The organism is Microbacterium sp. Kw_RZR3, assembly GCF_029222405.1.
In the GTDB taxonomy this organism is placed as follows: Bacteria; Actinomycetota; Actinomycetes; order Actinomycetales; family Microbacteriaceae; genus Microbacterium.
Genome location: NZ_JARHXC010000328.1, coordinates 1 through 15,111 on the forward strand (window position 1 = coordinate 1; position 15,111 = coordinate 15,111).

The 15,111-nt window shown below is 69.8% G+C and carries 17 protein-coding genes; 14 read left to right on the forward strand and 3 right to left on the reverse strand.

Annotation, left to right across the window (positions count from 1 at the left end):
- The 10 genes from P2P98_RS18040 to rpsN form a co-directional block, all read left to right on the forward strand.
- A partial coding sequence (locus P2P98_RS18040) for an ATP-binding cassette domain-containing protein (protein WP_275801650.1) occupies window positions 1-674 on the forward strand: 674 nt, incomplete at its 5' end.
- Window positions 671-1,531 carry a metal ABC transporter permease gene (locus P2P98_RS18045; RefSeq protein ID WP_275801651.1) on the forward strand — a complete coding sequence of 287 codons (861 nt, stop codon included), beginning with the start codon at window positions 671-673 and terminating at the stop codon, window positions 1,529-1,531. The genes P2P98_RS18040 and P2P98_RS18045, both read left to right, overlap by 4 nt.
- Window positions 1,532-1,573: 42 nt before the next feature.
- Window positions 1,574-1,987 (forward strand): transcriptional repressor, encoded by a 414-nt coding sequence (locus P2P98_RS18050; protein WP_275801652.1) that lies wholly within the window; start codon window positions 1,574-1,576, stop codon window positions 1,985-1,987.
- Entirely contained in the window at window positions 1,974-3,002 is a 1,029-nt protein-coding gene (locus P2P98_RS18055; protein WP_058627182.1) for a permease, read from the forward strand. The genes P2P98_RS18050 and P2P98_RS18055 overlap by 14 nt, the downstream gene beginning before the upstream one ends.
- Window positions 2,995-3,852, forward strand: a complete 858-nt coding sequence (locus tag P2P98_RS18060; protein WP_275801653.1) for a DUF1980 domain-containing protein — start codon at window positions 2,995-2,997, stop codon at window positions 3,850-3,852. Before P2P98_RS18055 ends, P2P98_RS18060 begins: the two co-directional genes overlap by 8 nt.
- On the forward strand, window positions 3,842-5,272 hold the full coding sequence (locus P2P98_RS18065; protein ID WP_275801654.1) for a hypothetical protein: 1,431 nt from the start codon (window positions 3,842-3,844) through the stop codon (window positions 5,270-5,272). Before P2P98_RS18060 ends, P2P98_RS18065 begins: the two co-directional genes overlap by 11 nt.
- Window positions 5,269-5,943, forward strand: a complete 675-nt coding sequence (locus P2P98_RS18070; RefSeq protein ID WP_275801655.1) for a DNA-3-methyladenine glycosylase — start codon at window positions 5,269-5,271, stop codon at window positions 5,941-5,943. Before P2P98_RS18065 ends, P2P98_RS18070 begins: the two co-directional genes overlap by 4 nt.
- Window positions 5,944-6,358: 415 nt before the next feature.
- Window positions 6,359-6,595 (forward strand): 50S ribosomal protein L28, encoded by a 237-nt coding sequence (gene rpmB, locus P2P98_RS18075; protein ID WP_013584774.1) that lies wholly within the window; start codon window positions 6,359-6,361, stop codon window positions 6,593-6,595.
- A complete protein-coding gene (rpmG, locus tag P2P98_RS18080) occupies window positions 6,595-6,765 on the forward strand; it encodes a 50S ribosomal protein L33 (protein ID WP_013584775.1) in 171 nt (56 codons plus the stop codon). Before rpmB ends, rpmG begins: the two co-directional genes overlap by 1 nt.
- A 4-nt stretch (window positions 6,766-6,769) precedes the next feature.
- A complete protein-coding gene (gene rpsN, locus P2P98_RS18085) occupies window positions 6,770-7,075 on the forward strand; it encodes a 30S ribosomal protein S14 (RefSeq protein WP_022878196.1) in 306 nt (101 codons plus the stop codon).
- 57 nt (window positions 7,076-7,132) lie between these two features.
- Here the strand turns inward: rpsN and P2P98_RS18090 are convergent, their stop codons facing one another.
- Window positions 7,133-8,575, reverse strand: a complete 1,443-nt coding sequence (locus P2P98_RS18090) for a LuxR family transcriptional regulator (protein ID WP_275801656.1) — start codon at window positions 8,573-8,575, stop codon at window positions 7,133-7,135.
- Between the two features lie 404 nt (window positions 8,576-8,979).
- On the opposite strand from P2P98_RS18090, the gene P2P98_RS18095 reads away from it, so the two are divergent.
- The gene (locus P2P98_RS18095) at window positions 8,980-9,267 is read left to right on the forward strand and encodes an HU family DNA-binding protein (RefSeq protein WP_013584778.1); all 288 of its coding nucleotides are present in this window, start codon (window positions 8,980-8,982) and stop codon (window positions 9,265-9,267) included.
- A 192-nt stretch (window positions 9,268-9,459) separates the two neighbouring features.
- Window positions 9,460-11,454, forward strand: coding sequence for a cytochrome c oxidase assembly protein (locus P2P98_RS18100; protein ID WP_275801657.1), 1,995 nt, complete (start codon window positions 9,460-9,462; stop codon window positions 11,452-11,454).
- Between the two features lie 32 nt (window positions 11,455-11,486).
- Here P2P98_RS18100 and P2P98_RS18105 read toward each other — a convergent pair whose 3' ends face one another.
- Window positions 11,487-12,566: a hypothetical protein gene (locus P2P98_RS18105; RefSeq protein WP_275801658.1), complete on the reverse strand. Its 1,080-nt coding sequence runs from the start codon at window positions 12,564-12,566 to the stop codon at window positions 11,487-11,489.
- Window positions 12,567-12,575: 9 nt separating this feature from the next.
- Window positions 12,576-13,427 carry an NAD(P)/FAD-dependent oxidoreductase gene (locus P2P98_RS18110; protein ID WP_275801659.1) on the reverse strand — a complete coding sequence of 284 codons (852 nt, stop codon included), beginning with the start codon at window positions 13,425-13,427 and terminating at the stop codon, window positions 12,576-12,578.
- 243 nt (window positions 13,428-13,670) lie between these two features.
- On the opposite strand from P2P98_RS18110, the gene P2P98_RS18115 reads away from it, so the two are divergent.
- Together P2P98_RS18115 and P2P98_RS18120 are read left to right on the forward strand one after the other, a co-directional pair.
- Window positions 13,671-14,666, forward strand: coding sequence for an Abi family protein (locus P2P98_RS18115; RefSeq protein WP_275801660.1), 996 nt, complete (start codon window positions 13,671-13,673; stop codon window positions 14,664-14,666).
- Window positions 14,663-15,109 (forward strand): MerR family transcriptional regulator, encoded by a 447-nt coding sequence (locus tag P2P98_RS18120; protein ID WP_275801661.1) that lies wholly within the window; start codon window positions 14,663-14,665, stop codon window positions 15,107-15,109. The genes P2P98_RS18115 and P2P98_RS18120 overlap by 4 nt, the downstream gene beginning before the upstream one ends.
- Window positions 15,110-15,111 lie beyond the last annotated feature (2 nt).

Sequence of the window (15,111 nt, forward strand, 5' to 3'; positions counted from 1 at the left end):
TGCTTCGCGCGATCCTCGGCCTCGAGCGGTTGAGCGAGGGATCCATCGAGGCGCTCGGCGAACCGGTGCGCCGCGCCGGAAACCGCCGCATCGGCTACATCCCGCAGCAGCGACCCCTGCCGCGCGAGACGCCTCTGCGCGGGCGCGACATCGTGGGTCTCGGGGTCGACGGCCATCGCTTCGGCCTGCCGCTCTCGCGCAAGAAGGACCGCGCGCGCATCGACGAACTCCTCGACGCCGTGGGAGCCACCGCCTTCGGCGACCGCCCCGTCGGTCTGCTGTCGGGCGGCGAGCAGCAGCGACTCCGCGTGGGCCAGGCGCTCGCCGATGATCCCGCTCTCCTGCTCTGCGACGAGCCGCTCACCAGCCTCGACCTCGCGAACCAACAGGCCGTCGTCCGCCTCATCGACCGGCACCGCCGCGAGCGCGATGCCGCCGTGCTGCTGGTCACCCACGACATCAACCCTGTGCTCTCGCGCGTCGATCGCATCCTCTACATCGCGAACGGCCGCTTCACCCTCGGCACCCCCGACGAGGTGCTCACCACCGAGACCCTGTCGGCCCTCTACGGTGCCCCCGTCTTCGTGGTGCGCGCCGGCGGGCAGCTCATCGTCGTCGGAGCTCCGGATGCCGATGAGGCCCACCACCATCACCACGACGAGGACGACGCATGAACTGGTCGGACGTCGGCAACGCCCTCTTCGGCGGGGTAAGCCAGTACGGCGAGATCCTCGAGCTGGTGCAGAACTCCGTCTACGCGGGGGCCGTCCTCGGCCTCGTCGGCGGACTCATCGGGGTCTTCGTCATGCAGCGCGACATGGCCTTCGCCGTCCACGGCATCAGCGAGCTCTCGTTCGCGGGGGCGGCCGTCGCTCTGCTGATCGGCGTCGATGTGGTCTCCGGCTCGATCGTCGGCTCTCTGATCGCCGCGGCGCTGATCGGCGTGCTGGGTGCCCGTGCGCGCGACCGGAACTCGATCATCGGCGTGCTCATGCCGTTCGGCCTGGGTGTCGGCATCCTGTGCCTGTCGCTCTACAACGGACGCAGCGCCACGCGGTTCAGCCTGCTGACCGGGCAGATCGTCTCCGTCCAGAGCGGACAGCTCGGGTGGCTCGTGGCGATCGGGGCGATCGTGCTGGTCGCGCTGCTGCTGGTCTGGCGTCCGTTGCGCTTCGATTCCCTCGACCCGCAGTCCGCTGCCGCCCGCGGGGTGAACACCACCGCAGTGTCGTTGGTGTTCATGCTGCTGCTCGGGCTCATCGTCGCCGTCGCCGTGCACATCATCGGCGCCCTGCTCGTGATGGCGTTGCTCGTCACCCCGGCCGCTGCCGCGATGCGCGTGTCGTCCGGCCCCCTCTCGGTGCCGCTGCTGGCAGCGCTGTTCGGCTTCGTGTCCGCGGTGGGCGGCGTCCTCCTCGCGGTGGCGGGAACCCTGCCGGTGAGCCCCTACATCACGACCATCTCGTTCGCGATCTACCTCGTGTGCCGGGTCATCGGCGCGCGCCGCGATCGCACCACCAGGGCCGTGTAGGCGCCCAGCCGATTCACCGACGACCTGGCTAAACTCGGGGCCATGGTCCAGCGCAACACGTGGCAGCGAGAGCGGGTGCGCGAAGCCCTCGCCGGTGCGGGAGGCTTCGTCAGCGCCCAGACGCTGCACGCGACGCTGCGCGACGAGAACACCGGCATCGGCCTGGCCACCGTGTACCGGGCGCTCGCCGGACTCGCGGCCCAGGGCGACGCCGACTCGCTGCAGAGCCCCGAGGGCGAGAACCTCTTCCGCGCGTGCGAGACCCGCGGACACCACCACCACCTGATCTGCCGCTCGTGCGGCGTCGCGGTCGAGATCGAGGCCGACGCCGTCGAGGAGTGGGCCCAGCGCACCGCCGCGCAGCACGGCTTCACCGAGGCCGAGCACGTGGTCGACATCTTCGGCATCTGCGCCGACTGCGCGCAGGCGCGCGCCCGCGAGCGTGGCGACGACTAGTCGCACCGCGACGCCGTCGCCGCAGCGCACCGGCGCCTCCCGCACCCTCGTCGCCCTCGGCCTGGGTGTCGTGGTCATCGCGGCGCTGTTCCTCATCGACGCGTTCGCACCGACTTTCTTCGCGCAGCCGCTGCCCACGCGCGCGCAGGACGGGCTGACCCTCGCCCTCAGCGTGCTGATCGAGTCGCTGCCCTTCGTCGTGCTCGGCGTGGTGCTGTCGATCATCGTGCAGGTGTGGGTACCGCCGGGGACGATCGAGAGATGGATGCCGCGCGCGCCGTGGGCGCGCCGAGCGGTGCTGTCGCTGCTGGGCATGTTCATCCCCGTCTGTGAGTGCGGCAACGTGCCCTTCGCGCGGGGGCTGCTCATGCGCGGCTTCGGCGTTTCCGACACCCTGACGTTCCTCGTCGCCGCTCCGATCGTGAACCCGATCGTGATCATCAGCACGCACGCGGCGTTCGGCTTCAGCGACGGCATCCTCGTCGCGCGCCTGATCGGCGGGTTCCTCGTCGCGAACCTGATCGGCTGGCTGTACAGCCGGCATCCCGATCCCGACAAGCTGCTCACCGAGCGCTTCCTCGAAACGTGCGAGATCGTCGTGCAGGAGCGCGGCGACCGCGGGAGGCGCACGCTCGCGCAGTTCGTCGTCGAGCTGCGGTCGGTGATGCCGGCCCTCATCATCGGCTCGTTGCTGGCGGGCGCGGTCCAGGTGCTCGTCCCCCGGAGCGCTCTGCTGGCGATCGGTTCCGACCCGGCCCTGTCGATCGCCGCGATGATGGCGCTGGCGATCGTCGTGTCGTTGTGCTCGAACGTCGACGCGTTCTTCGCGCTGTCATTCGCCTCGACGTTCACACCGGGCTCGATCGTGGCCTTCCTCGTCGTGGGGCCGATCATCGACCTCAAGATGATGGCGCTGCTGCGCACCACCTTCTCGACGCGCGTCCTGGTGGGGATGACGGTGGTCGTCGTGCTCTTCGCGTTCTCGCTCGGAACGGTGGTGAATCTCCTTGTCTAAGACCGGTGCCCTCGCGACACGCTGGCTGGGAGTGGGTCTCACGGCCTGCCTGTCGATCACGACGATCACGCTGTGGCTCACGGGGCGGATGTCGCTCTACATCAACCCCGACTCCGCCTGGTTCGCCGTCGGGATGTCGGTCGTCGCGCTGATCGGCGCGATCGCGTCGTTCGCCCTCCCGCTCGGGGCCGAGGCCGATCACGGGCACGACCACGAGCACGGTCACGCTCCCGCGGCCGCCTCGGCGCGCCGCGAAGCCTTCGCCCACGCCGACCACGAGCACTCCGACCCGGCCGACGCCCACGACCACGCCGCGCACGAGCACCTCGCGGCCCGTCCACGCCTGACGCCGGCGGGAATCGCCGCGTTCACCGGGGGCGTGCTGGCCTCGACCGCCGTCGTCGCCGTGCTGCTCACGCCCGCGGCCTCGCTCTCGACCGAGCTCGCGGTCTCGCGAGACGTGGGGGCGGCGCCCCTGTTCGCCGGTTCCGACGTGATCACCCTGGCCGCGTCCGGCGACACCTCGAAGTTCGGCGTCGGCGACTGGTCGGCGGTCTTCGCCCACGCGACGAATCCCGAGACCTTCGACGGCAAACCCGTCACCCTGACCGGCTTCATCACCCCCGGCGGTGACGGGGCGAGCTTCGACCTCACGCGACTCGTCATCACGCACTGCGTCATCGACGCCCAGACCGCGCGTCTGCCGATCGCGGCGACCGGGGACGCCCCGGCGAGCGGGCAGTGGGTGACGGTGACCGGGACGGTGCGTTCGAGCGGTGACGGCAAGCTCGAGGTGCACGCCGACCAGGTGGCCGCGATCGACGAGCCGGCGGACCCCTATGAGTACTGACACCCGGCGCCGGGGCGGCGCGGACTCTCGTCGCGCGCGGGCGCGCCGACGCCAGGGTCGCGGTTACCTCGCCGCGTTCGGCGTGGTGCTGCTGACCCTCGTGCTCGTGGGCGGGGTGGGCGGCGTCGTCGCCGTCGCGCAGGGACCCCGCGTCACGGACGTGCAGGTCGATCCGGCCGCCGGCATCGCGGCATCCGGATCCCGCGTCATCCTCACCACGACCCAGTCGCTCGAGAAAGTGGATCCCTCGCAGGTCGAGGTGGAGCCGGCGACGCCGTTTACCGTCGACACCTCGGGGCGCAGCGTCGGCATCCGCTTCACGCTGCCGCTGCGCGACGACTCCGACTACCGCGTCACCGTGAACGACGTGAAGGGTCTCGGCGCGGGGCCGGGAGCGACCCTCACCGAGACGTTCCGAACGCCGGCCCTGCAGGCCTACCTGATGCAGCGCGGGACGCCCGAGGGCGACACGATCTTCCGCACCGACCTCGAGGGCAAGACCGGGCTTCCGGTGTTCACCGATCCGCACATCGAGGACTTCCGGACGACGGCGAACCACCTCGTCATCTCCACACGCGACAACGACACCGCTCGCGTGATCGTGACCGATCTCGACGGGAAGAACCCGCGCGACGTGACCCTGCCCGGCCCCGGCTTCGTCTCGAACCTGCAGTCGGCGGATCGCGGAGAGCGCTTCGGGTTCACCTTCTCGGATGCCACTCTCGGCGCCGCGGGCGGACGCGAGAGTCGGCTCTTCACGGCCTCGGCCGCGACCGAGGACGCCCCGGTCGAGGTCGGTCTCAACGGGGGTGACGTGCGCATCGCCGACTGGCGTTTCGTGCCCGACACCGACAGCATGCTCGTGCTGACGTTCGACTCGCGGCTCCTCCTGACCGACGCGGTGGGCGGGAACGCTGCGCCGCTGGGCAGCGCGGTGGCCATCGACGGCATCGCGCGCGGGTCGTCGGTGGCGATCGTCGAACGCCTCGAAGGAGTGCGCGAGATCAACCTCACGGACGGCTCGGAGGAAGCCCTCGTCGACCCGGTCGACCCTCCGGGCAGAACGGGCCGCGCGACGCCCGTCCCCGGTCTCGACGCGGGAACCGTGCGGTCGTTCGCGGACATCGGGTCGGACGGCGCCTACCGCTCGACCATCGTCGGGCACGTCAGCAGCGACGGGACGGTGCGCCAGCTCCTCGACGTGCCGGGAACCGACACGGTCCTGCAGACGTGCGTCTCGCCGAGCGGGCGGTACGCCGCGGTCCTGGTCGCCCCCGGCGCCGTGAACAACCCCTTCGACCGCTACCAGCTGCCCCTCCCCGGAAAGCTGCAGACGCACCTCGTCGAGATCGACACCGGTCAGCAGCTCGTCGCCCTCCAGGGCTTCGACATCTCGTGGTGCCAGGTCCCGCCCGGATGACGCGGTTCGCGACGCGCGACGAGCTCGCGGGGCTCCCGGTCGAGGTCGCTCCGCTGCTCCTCGGTGCGGTGCTCGAGACCGAGGTCGAGGGCGAGCGGGTCGCCGTCCGCCTCACCGAGGTCGAGGCGTATCACGGACTCGGCACGGGGGAGCGGCCCGATCCGGGTTCGCACGCGCGGATGGGGCCGACCGCCCGTAACGCCACGATGTGGGGCGAGCCCGGTCATCTGTACGTCTACCTGAGCCACGGCATCCATTCCTGCGTCAACGTCGTCTGCGGACCCGAGGGCGTCGCCGGTGGTGTGCTGCTGCGCGGCGGCGAGGTCGTCGAGGGGGCTCCGGTCGCCGAGAGGCGTCGTGTCGAGCGCCGGGGCGTCGTGCGCGCCGCGCGCGACCTCGCCCGGGGTCCCGGCCGTCTGGGCGATGCGGTGGGCCTGCGGCATCCGCAGCATGACGGGATCGATGCGGTGACCGGTGAGATCCGCGCCGGTGCTCGCGCGCGGCTGCGGTGGCCGGATGAACCGGTCGATGCGATCGCGACCGGCCCCCGCGTCGGGGTGGCGGGTGTCGCCGGCACCGCCGCGTTCCCGTGGCGCTTCTGGATCGAGGGGGATGCCACGGTGTCGACGTTCCGCTGGGGCCGCGGTGCCGCGGAGGCGGCGGGGGAGTGACGGTCCCGGTCCCTTCGACGGGCTCAGGGACCTCCACGGCGCAGGGACCCGCGGTCGGCGCGGGTGCACCGGCGGCGGCGGGGAGTGAGGGTCCCGGTCCCTTTGACGGGCTCAGGGACCTCCACGGCGCAGGGACCCGCGGTCGGCGCGGGTGCACCGGAGGTGGCTGAGCCTGTCGAAGTCACCGGGAGTCGAAGTGACCCTTCGACCAGCTCAGGGCCTCTCAGCGCTGAAAGGCTGCGTCCGTCAAGGCGACACGCCGTTCGTGCTAGACTGACCCCTTGTCTGCGCGCACTCCAGCACGCAGTTCGCACCCCTCCTCCTGATCCCGGCTCTCCGTCGTGCTCAGACGGGGTGCAGACAAGGGATCTTGGGTGGCACCGTCCGGTGTCACGGTACAGAAGGAGACATCACCATGGCAGCAGTGTGCCAGGTGACTGGAGCGGTTCCCGGCTTCGGTCACAACATCTCGCACTCGCACCGCCGGACGAAGCGCCGCTTCGACCCGAACGTGCAGAAGAAGACCTACTTCGTTCCGTCGCTGGGTCGCAACATCAAGCTCAACGTTTCGGCGAAGGGCATCAAGGTCATCGACGCGCGCGGTATCGAAGCCGTCGTCCGTGACCTGCAGGCGAAGGGCGTGAAGCTGTAATGGCGAAGAAGGCTCAGGACGTCCGTCCGATCATCAAGCTGCGTTCGACCGCGGGCACGGGGTACACCTACGTGACGCGCAAGAACCGCCGCAACAACCCCGACCGCATCGTGCTCAAGAAGTACGACCCCGTGGTCCGCAAGCACGTCGACTTCCGAGAGGAGCGCTAAGCACATGGCTAAGAAGAGCAAGATCGCGCGCAACGAGCAGCGCAAGGTCGTCGTCGAGCGCTACGCCGCGAAGCGCGCCGAGCTGAAGAAGACCCTGGTCGACCCCAACGCGACCGACGAGGCCCGCGAGGCCGCCCGCGTGGGCCTGCAGAAGCTGCCCCGCAACGCCTCGCCCGCGCGTGTGCGCAGCCGCGACGTCATCGACGGCCGCCCCCGTGGTGTCCTCACGAAGTTCGGCGTCTCGCGCGTCCGCTTCCGTGACATGGCCCACCGTGGCGAGCTGCCCGGTGTGACCAAGTCGTCCTGGTAAGCACCAGTACCACCGCGAAGGGCGGGGGTCCCGAAAGGGGCTCCCGCCCTTCGTCGTTCAGAACGTCCGTCGCAGGAGTTCTCCCACCGCCTCCGCGCGCCCGCTGACGCCGAGCTTGGCGTAGATGGAGCGCACCTGGCTCTTCACGGTGTTGAGAGACACGCCCCGCTCGCGGGCGATGTCCGCCAGGTTCCGGTCCGACGAGAGCAGCACCGCCAGCTCCCGCTCGGTCGGGGTGAAGCCGGTGACCTCCGCGGGGTTCAGCGAGGGTGCGGCGACCGAGGGCAGGAAGTCCCGGATGCCGGTGACGACCGGTCCGAGCTCGGGTCGAGCGCTCACCACCTCGTCGAACAGGGCCAGCGTCTCGCCCAGGGGCAGCATGATGAACGGCGTGATCGAGCCCCCGGTCCGGGAGATCAGCAGCAGAGCCGCTTCCATGCTCTGCGCGGCGCGTCGCGCGGACCCGATACGCGCGAAAGCGATCGCGCGACGCAGCAGGGTGGGAGTCAGGGTGCGCAAGCAGTGGTCTGTCTCGTCGGCCACGCACGCCTCGGTCTCGGCGAGCAGTTCGCGGTCGCGCCCGAGGAGGAGGAGCGCCACCGAGCGCTGCATCGGGAAGCAGATCCCGTGTCCGGGCGGAGTCCGTCCGGTGGAGAGAGTCGCCAGAGCCTCGGCGTACTCGCCTCGCGCGACGAGGATGTCGGACCCGATGCACGTCAGGAGGTCGCGGATCATGCGGTGGCTGCGGTGCCGCCGCGAACCGTACGACAGCTGCCAGTTCGCAGCGAGAGCCCCCGAGTAATCGCGCTCGAAGAGACCCCGCACGACGTCGATGGCACGGGCGGAGTAGTCCCAGTACGGGTCGTCCGGCCGGACCTCGCGCAGGATCGTGGAGACCGCCGCGAGACGATCCGACTGCATCCACGCCGCCGCCACGAGGGACTCCGCGAGCAGGACGAGGTAGTCGATCTCGTCGTCTGGCCAGGCGTTGTCGGCGAAGAGCGCTTGAGCGGCGGCCCTGTCGTTCTCGCTGCTCTCGTACTCGCCGTTGAGGGCATGGCCCAGGGCGAGAACGGCGTGGGCGCGGTATCGGACCGGGGCGGTGTCGGCGAAGAGCAGAGCCTCGGCGCCGTACTGTGCGCCGATCTGCGGCCAGCCGATGGCGCAGCAGTACTCGCCGGCGGCGGCGAGCAGATGCGCGCGCGCGTCGTCGGACAGGGTGGCTTCGCGGGTGAGACGGGTGTCGACGAAGTACCGATCGATGAGCGCGAGCCCCTCGGAGAGGGCGTCTCGCCGCGCCCGCGACACCAGGACGGCGGCGAGGGTCAGGGCCGCCGTGTCGGTCCAGACGCGAGGAAGCGGGGGCGGCGGTGCTTCGGCCAAGAGGGCGAGGTGGCGCTGTTCCGGAATCCCGTGCCCGGGGGCCAACCGGGCCGCGGTCGTGACGACCGCCGCGTGGAAGGCGGCCCGGGCGTCGATGGATCTCTGCGTGTTCGGCATCGCGCCCCTCTCCCGACGGGAGTCGGAGAGGGCGCCCGGACCCTCCGATGGTGCGAGGCACATGACCCGTCGAGCCCCCAACATACGAAAGGCGCTCACCCAGATCTCACTCGTAGCCGGGGATATACCGCTCTCATTCACGTCCGGGGTCACCCGTATCGTCGAGCCGCTTCGCCCGCCTCGTTCGCCCGGGGCGGTGTGGGGACGTGCGTGCTCTCTCACCGGGGCCGGGTCGGGCCCGTTTCGGGCGACACGCCGGTGCATTCGAGGGGGAAATCCCTCAAAATCCCCGTAATTCCGCGGTTCGGTTGATACTGTCGAGGCGGTCTCCCGACCACCGAGGAGAATTCCTCCTCGTCCGATGTAACGAGAGGCGACGACAACGTCGCCTGGAGGACAACCACATGGCTGACAAGTCCATCACCAAGACCGAGCTCGTCGCGAGCATCGCCAGCGCGACCGGGCAGAGCCAGTCCGCCGTGTCGGGCGTGCTCGACTCCCTCTTCTCCACCGTCTCCGAGGCGGTCGCCAAGGGCAGCAAGGTTTCGATCCCCGGCTGGATCGCCTTCGAGCAGGTCGCCACGTCCGCTCGCACGGGCCGCAACCCGCAGACCGGTGAGGAGATCTCGATCCCCGCCGGCAAGCGCGTCAAGGTCACCGCGGGCTCGAAGCTCAAGGCTGCCGTCAAGTAAGACGTCGCCGCACCGCACAGAGGGGGATGCCGAGAGGCATCCCCCTCTGTCTTCGTCCGACGCGGGTCCCGCCGGCGCAAGAGCGCCCGGCGCGAGACCGTTCGACCCGGAATCGTTCGACATCGTCCTTCGTCGACGACGGGGACGGCCGCTCCGCGTCTCCCCGTGCGCGCGCCGACGTAGTCTGGGTGGGTGAACGCCCGTGCCCTCCGTGTGGCGGGACCCGTCATCCTCGTCGCGGTCTCGCTGATCGCCGTCGTCGCGGGCCTCGCCTACGGCGGAGGCGCCGCCGCGCCCCTGTTGGCAGACCCCGGCCCGGTGGTGCGATGGGGGCTGCCGCTCGCCACGCTCGTGGTCAACCTGTCGGCGGCGACGATGGTCGGCTCCCTGGTGCTCGCGCTGTTCGCCCTGAAGGCGGGGGAGCGCCCCTTCGAGCTCGCCTTGGACACCGCCTCGATCGGCGCGGCGATCTTCACGGTCGCCTCGGCCGCGACCGGCTACCTGACCTTCCTCAACATCATCAACGCGAAGCCGACGCTCGACCCGCTCTTCGGGCAGCAGCTCGGCCGCTTCCTCGTCGAGAGCGAGATCGGCCCCGCGTGGCTCATCACCACGATCGCCGGTGCGGTGCTGACCGTGCTGACCTTCGCCGTGCGGTCCTGGGTTCCGACGATGATCGTCGCGATCCTCGCGCTGGCGTCGCTCGTCCCGATGGGCACGCAGGGCCACGCCGGCACCGAGGCCAGCCACACGGCGGCCGTGACCTCGCTCGTGCTGCACATCATCGCCGCCGCCGTCTGGCTGGGCGGGCTGGTGCTGCTCGTCGTCGTGCGACCCGCCATGTCGCGGACGCAGCTGCAGACCACGCTGCTGCGGTACTCGTCGATCGCCCTCGCGGCTTTCGTGGTCGTGGCCGTCTCGGGCACGGTGCGCGCCTCGATCGGCTTGCTGGGCTGGGAGAACCTGTTCTCGCCTTACGGCATCCTGGTCCTCGTCAAGGTCGCGGCGCTGCTTGCGATGGGCCTACTGGGGGCGTGGTACCGCCGCCGCCTGATCGCGCGCATGGCCGACGAGCAGGGCTCCCGGCGCTTCTGGGCGATCATCGTCGTCGAGCTCGTCTTCATGGGGATCGCGAGCGGGGCTGCCGCCGCGCTCGCCCGCACCCCTCCTCCGATCGCTCCACCGCTGGTGGGCCAGACTCCCGCCGAGATCCTCACGGGCTCGCCGTTGCCGCCCGAGCTGACGATCGAACGCTGGTTCACCAGCTGGGACATCGACCTGCTCTGGGCGTTCGTCGTCGCTTTCGGACTGTTCTTCTACCTCGCCGGCGTGTGGCGTCTGCGCCGCCGCGGCGACAGCTGGCCGATCTACCGGACGGTGCTGTGGTGCCTCGGCATGCTCGCGGTGTTCTGGATCACCTCGGGGCCGGTGAACGTCTACCAGGACTACCTGTTCAGCATGCACATGATCGGGCACATGCTGCTGTCGATGGCGATCCCGCTCATGCTGGTGTCGGGGGCACCGGTGACCCTCGCGGCGCGCGCGATCCGAAAGCGCGACGACGGCACTCGCGGTGGCCGCGAGTGGATCCTCTGGGCCGTGCACAATCCGGTCGCCAAGGTGCTCACGAACCCCTACGTCGCCGCCGGACTGTTCATCGGTTCGCTCTGGGCCTTCTACTACACCGATCTGTTCCGCTGGTCCCTCTACGATCACCTCGGGCACATCTGGATGGTCGCCCACTTCCTCATCACGGGCTACCTGTTCGTGCTGAGCCTCATCGGGATTGACCCGGTCCCGTATCGTCTGCCCTACCCGATGCGGCTCCTCGTGCTCATCGCGATCATGGCCATGCACGCGTTCTTCGGCATCGCGATCATGATGAACTCCGGCTTGATGGTCGCCGAGTGGTTCGGGGCCATGGGGCGCACGTGGGGGCCGACACCCCTCGAGGACCAGTACGCCGGCGGTGGCGTGGCGTGGTCGGTCGGCGAGATCCCGACCCTGATCCTCGCGATCACCGTCGCGATCCAGTGGAGTCGCAGCGACGAGCGCCAGCAACGTCGACGCGACCGCCACGTCGACCGCGTCGGCGACCTCGAGCTCGACGCCTACAACGAAGAACTCGCGCGGCTCGCGGCGCGCGACGCCCGGGCGGCCGAGCGTGACGCCGCCCGTCGCAGCTGACGGACGCCCCCCTCACTCGCGGGCGGCGCCGTTCAGTCGGAGCTGCCGCTGACGAGGATGGATGCCGTGCCGTCGGGAAGCACCGTGATCTTGCCGTCGACGCTGAAGGGGACGTCCTCGTCGACGTTGCGGATCGAGCCGTCGAAGATCGAGCGGATGTCGACGTCGATGTGCGCGACGGCCCCGGTGGACGGGATGCGCCAGCCCGCGCCGTCGGGGACGATCGTCACCTTCGGCTGCTGGGCGATCGACCACGAGGGCGCCCCCTCGATGCGATTGCGCACCGTGTAGCCGAAGGGACACCCGGTCGGCTGCAGCACCTTCTGCTCGGCGCAGGTCGTGAGGAAGTTCTCGACGCGCTGCTGCACGACCGAGATGAACTCTTCGGTGGGTTCGGCCTGCACATCGACGGGAACACCCGTCAGGGGCGCGTCCGCCAGCACCGCGACACCCGGGGTCGCCGAGATCGCGGTATCGACCGCCACCGAGTACAGACCGGGCGAGAACACCAGGAGGGGGACGGCGGCCGAGGGATCGGCATCCGCTCCGTCGACCGAGACCTGCCGCTTGTCGACCTCGAAACCATTGACCTCGAATCGCATCGAGCCGCGGACCGAGAGATCGACGACGGCGAGGGGACTCGTCGCGAAGCGCCAGCGTGGCAGGAACCCGGTCTCGCCGTCGCTCTTCACCGCGAAGGTCGTGCGGCCCTCGTGGGTCCCCGCGCGATAGGTGACGCTCACCCGCGTGATGTCGCCGTCGACCGTCTCGTCGATGATCTCGGCGTCGGAGAGGGTGCCCAGGGCGTCGGGTCGCAGGAGCGCCTCGGAGGCCGTCGACGGCAGCCCCGCCGCCTCGAGTTGTGCGGCGTCGATCGCGACCCCTGGGACGGCGAGGGCTTCGGCAGCGCGGTGATCCTCGAGCAGCTCGAGGTAGTGCTTGACGAAGGCCCGCGGGCTGTACACCTCGCGGTACAGGGCACCCGCGCCGGCGGCCAGCGCGAGGACCAGCAGCACGCCGACGACCCCGAGAGCGGTCAGCTCGAGGGCGAGACGCGGGCGCGCAAAGCGGACACCCTCGGGCGTCGCGGGGCCCCCGCCTGCGTTGTCCACATACCCAGTCTAAGAATGGGACGCCACCCGCACCTGTGCGTCCGCCTGCACGACCGCGACGGCGGCCAGCTGGCCGGCGGCGATCGCGTTCGCGAGCGACGCCATCGGCCCCGCGAAATGATCGGGCTGCGCCATGTCGCCCACCGCGTAGACGCCGTCGACGCTCGTGCGTCCGAAGGGGTCGACGCGGACGGCTCCCGACTCCTGCCGTTCCAGCCCGAGCTGGTCTGCGAACGGTGCGCGCTGGCGAGAGACGGGCGTCACGAAGGCTCCGGCGACATCCTCGGTCGTGCCGTCGTCGAGGTGCAGTCGCAGCCCCGCCGGGAAATCGCCCACCTCCCGCACCCGAACCGGGTCGAGAACGACGATCTCGGATGCCACGGGCTCGAGCATCGCGGCGAGCATCCCCGCGTGCCCGGTGCCGTTGAGCACCGCGACGCGCTGGCCGGCGAACTCGTGGCCGTGGCAGAACGGGCAGTTCGCGACGCGGTCGCCCCAGCGCTCGGCGAGCCCGGGGATCGGCGGCAGATCGTCGGCGAGTCCGGTCGCGAGGATCACGGCTCGGGTCCGCACCGGCGCGCCGGCGACCGTGACCACCAGGTTCGCGTCGACCCGAGTGATCTCGGTGGCCGCGGCATCCTGGATCCGGACCGTCTCGTACGCGGCGATCTCCGCGCGTCCGAGTCGGCGGAGCTCGGCCGGGTCGCGCCCGTCGTTGGTGAGCAGGTTGTGGGCGTGCGGCACCGTCCCGTTGCGGTACTCGCCGGAGTCGAGCAGCAGGGTCCGCCGGTGCATGCGCCCGAGGGTGAGTACCGCCTGCAGCCCGGCGGGGCCGCCTCCGATGATGATCGCGTCGTACACGATGAACTCCTTCGCTTGCGTTCGAGACCATCGTGTGACTTCATGTCGACATGAAGTCAAGGCCACTCTTTTCGCATAAATATACGAATGTCGAGCAAGCGTTCGCGGAGCCCTCGGCGGGGCGCGCCCCGGACATATGATCGAAGCTCGCCGCCCGAGGGGAGGTGGGACGTGCTATCGTCAAAGCATCACGATCAGCCCGCTCGCCTCACGGCTCGGGCTGATTTTCTTTTGCGGGGATTGATGCGGTACGGCAAACCCTGGCTGCCGCTGAGCGACCAGATCGACAAGCTGGAGCGTCGCGGCGTCGGCATCGACGATCGAGCACGCGCAGAACGCCTGCTGTGCGAGGTGGGCTACTACCGGCTGACGGGATACCTGCATCCGTTCCGGGCGGTCGATCCCGCGATCGGATACCTTCCCGGAACCCACATTTCCCACGCGGCGGCCCTCATCGACTTCGACCGACGACTGCGCCTGCTCGTCCTCGATGCCCTCGAACGCATCGAGGTGTCTCTACGAATGCGAGTCGGGTACGTCTTGGGTGAGGTTTCCGCCTTCGCCCATCGAGACGCATCGACGTTCATGCCCGACTTCACCCGTCGGCCCGAGCATGTGGCTGACAGGACCATCACGACGTTGCTCCCGCCGGAGATCTCGATGAGCAAGCACGACCTGTGGCTGCTGAAAGTAGCCGAACGGCAGAGTCGCTCGAGCGAGAACTTCGTGCAGCACTTCCGAGAGAAGTACGCGAACCAGATGCCGATCTGGGCGCTGACCGAAATTCTCGAGCTCGGTCAGCTCGTCACGCTCTATCGGGGTCTGAACACGCGGCTATCGCAGGCCATCGCCGACGCGTACGAGGTTCCGACGAAAAAGCTCTTCCTCAGCTGGTTGGCCACACTCAACTACGTCCGGAATGTCGCGGCGCACCACGCACGTCTGTACAACCGCAAACTCGTGACAGCGCCCAAGCGTCCCACGCCATCGCGCGTACCTCTTCTCGCTCATCTGAGTGAGAGCGCCCTACCGAAGGAGTTCGGGCTCTACAGTGCGTTGGCTGTGGTGCAGTACCTTCTGCTCGTTGTAGATCCGCTGTCGTCATGGGGCGCCGATCTCGGGGGCCTTCTGCGCGAGTTCCCCTCCGCCGGACCCGTCTCTGTCCGCTCCCTCGGCGTCCCCGATGGATGGGAGAGACTGCCCCTCTGGACAGCTACGAGGGAGGTGGCAGCGCAATGACCTCCGCGGGGGAGTCAATCGGGGAGGCCGCGGCGCGATTCGGGCTCGACACGCACGTGCTGCGCTACTGGGAGGACGAGGGGCTGTTGCATCCGGATCGGGATGCCGGCGGCCGGCGACGCTACTCGGACGACGACAGCGTCCGGATCGCGATCATCCTGCGCAACAAGGCCGCGGGAATGTCGCTCGAGCAGATCCGCGTACTGCTCGAGCGGGACGCGCCGGATCGGCACCGCGTGCTCGAGGAGCACATCGCCGAGCTCGATCGTCGTGCCGCCGACATCGCGGAGGCCAGGGCGATGACCGAGCATGCGCTGCGATGTCGGTCGCACGACATCACGCAGTGCCCGCGCTTCCGCAGCCATGTCGCCGACGTCCTGTCAGGAGAGGCGCAGTGGCTGCTTGTCCACACCGAGCCGCCCCGCGAACGTCCCGCGAACTAGCA

Bases quoted from the DNA above. Each gene is read 5' to 3' on its own strand.
- P2P98_RS18045 (WP_275801651.1), top strand. From the start codon at position 671: ATGAACTGGTCGGACGTCGGCAACGCCCTCTTCGGCGGGGTAAGCCAG.
- P2P98_RS18050 (WP_275801652.1), top strand. From the start codon at position 1,574: ATGGTCCAGCGCAACACGTGGCAGCGAGAGCGGGTGCGCGAAGCCCTC.
- P2P98_RS18065 (WP_275801654.1), top strand. From the start codon at position 3,842: ATGAGTACTGACACCCGGCGCCGGGGCGGCGCGGACTCTCGTCGCGCG.
- P2P98_RS18070 (WP_275801655.1), top strand. From the start codon at position 5,269: ATGACGCGGTTCGCGACGCGCGACGAGCTCGCGGGGCTCCCGGTCGAG.
- rpmB (WP_013584774.1), top strand. From the start codon at position 6,359: ATGGCAGCAGTGTGCCAGGTGACTGGAGCGGTTCCCGGCTTCGGTCAC.
- rpmG (WP_013584775.1), top strand. From the start codon at position 6,595: ATGGCGAAGAAGGCTCAGGACGTCCGTCCGATCATCAAGCTGCGTTCG.
- rpsN (WP_022878196.1), top strand. From the start codon at position 6,770: ATGGCTAAGAAGAGCAAGATCGCGCGCAACGAGCAGCGCAAGGTCGTC.
- P2P98_RS18090 (WP_275801656.1), bottom strand. From the start codon at position 8,575: ATGCCGAACACGCAGAGATCCATCGACGCCCGGGCCGCCTTCCACGCG.
- P2P98_RS18095 (WP_013584778.1), top strand. From the start codon at position 8,980: ATGGCTGACAAGTCCATCACCAAGACCGAGCTCGTCGCGAGCATCGCC.
- P2P98_RS18115 (WP_275801660.1), top strand. From the start codon at position 13,671: ATGCGGTACGGCAAACCCTGGCTGCCGCTGAGCGACCAGATCGACAAG.
- P2P98_RS18120 (WP_275801661.1), top strand. From the start codon at position 14,663: ATGACCTCCGCGGGGGAGTCAATCGGGGAGGCCGCGGCGCGATTCGGG.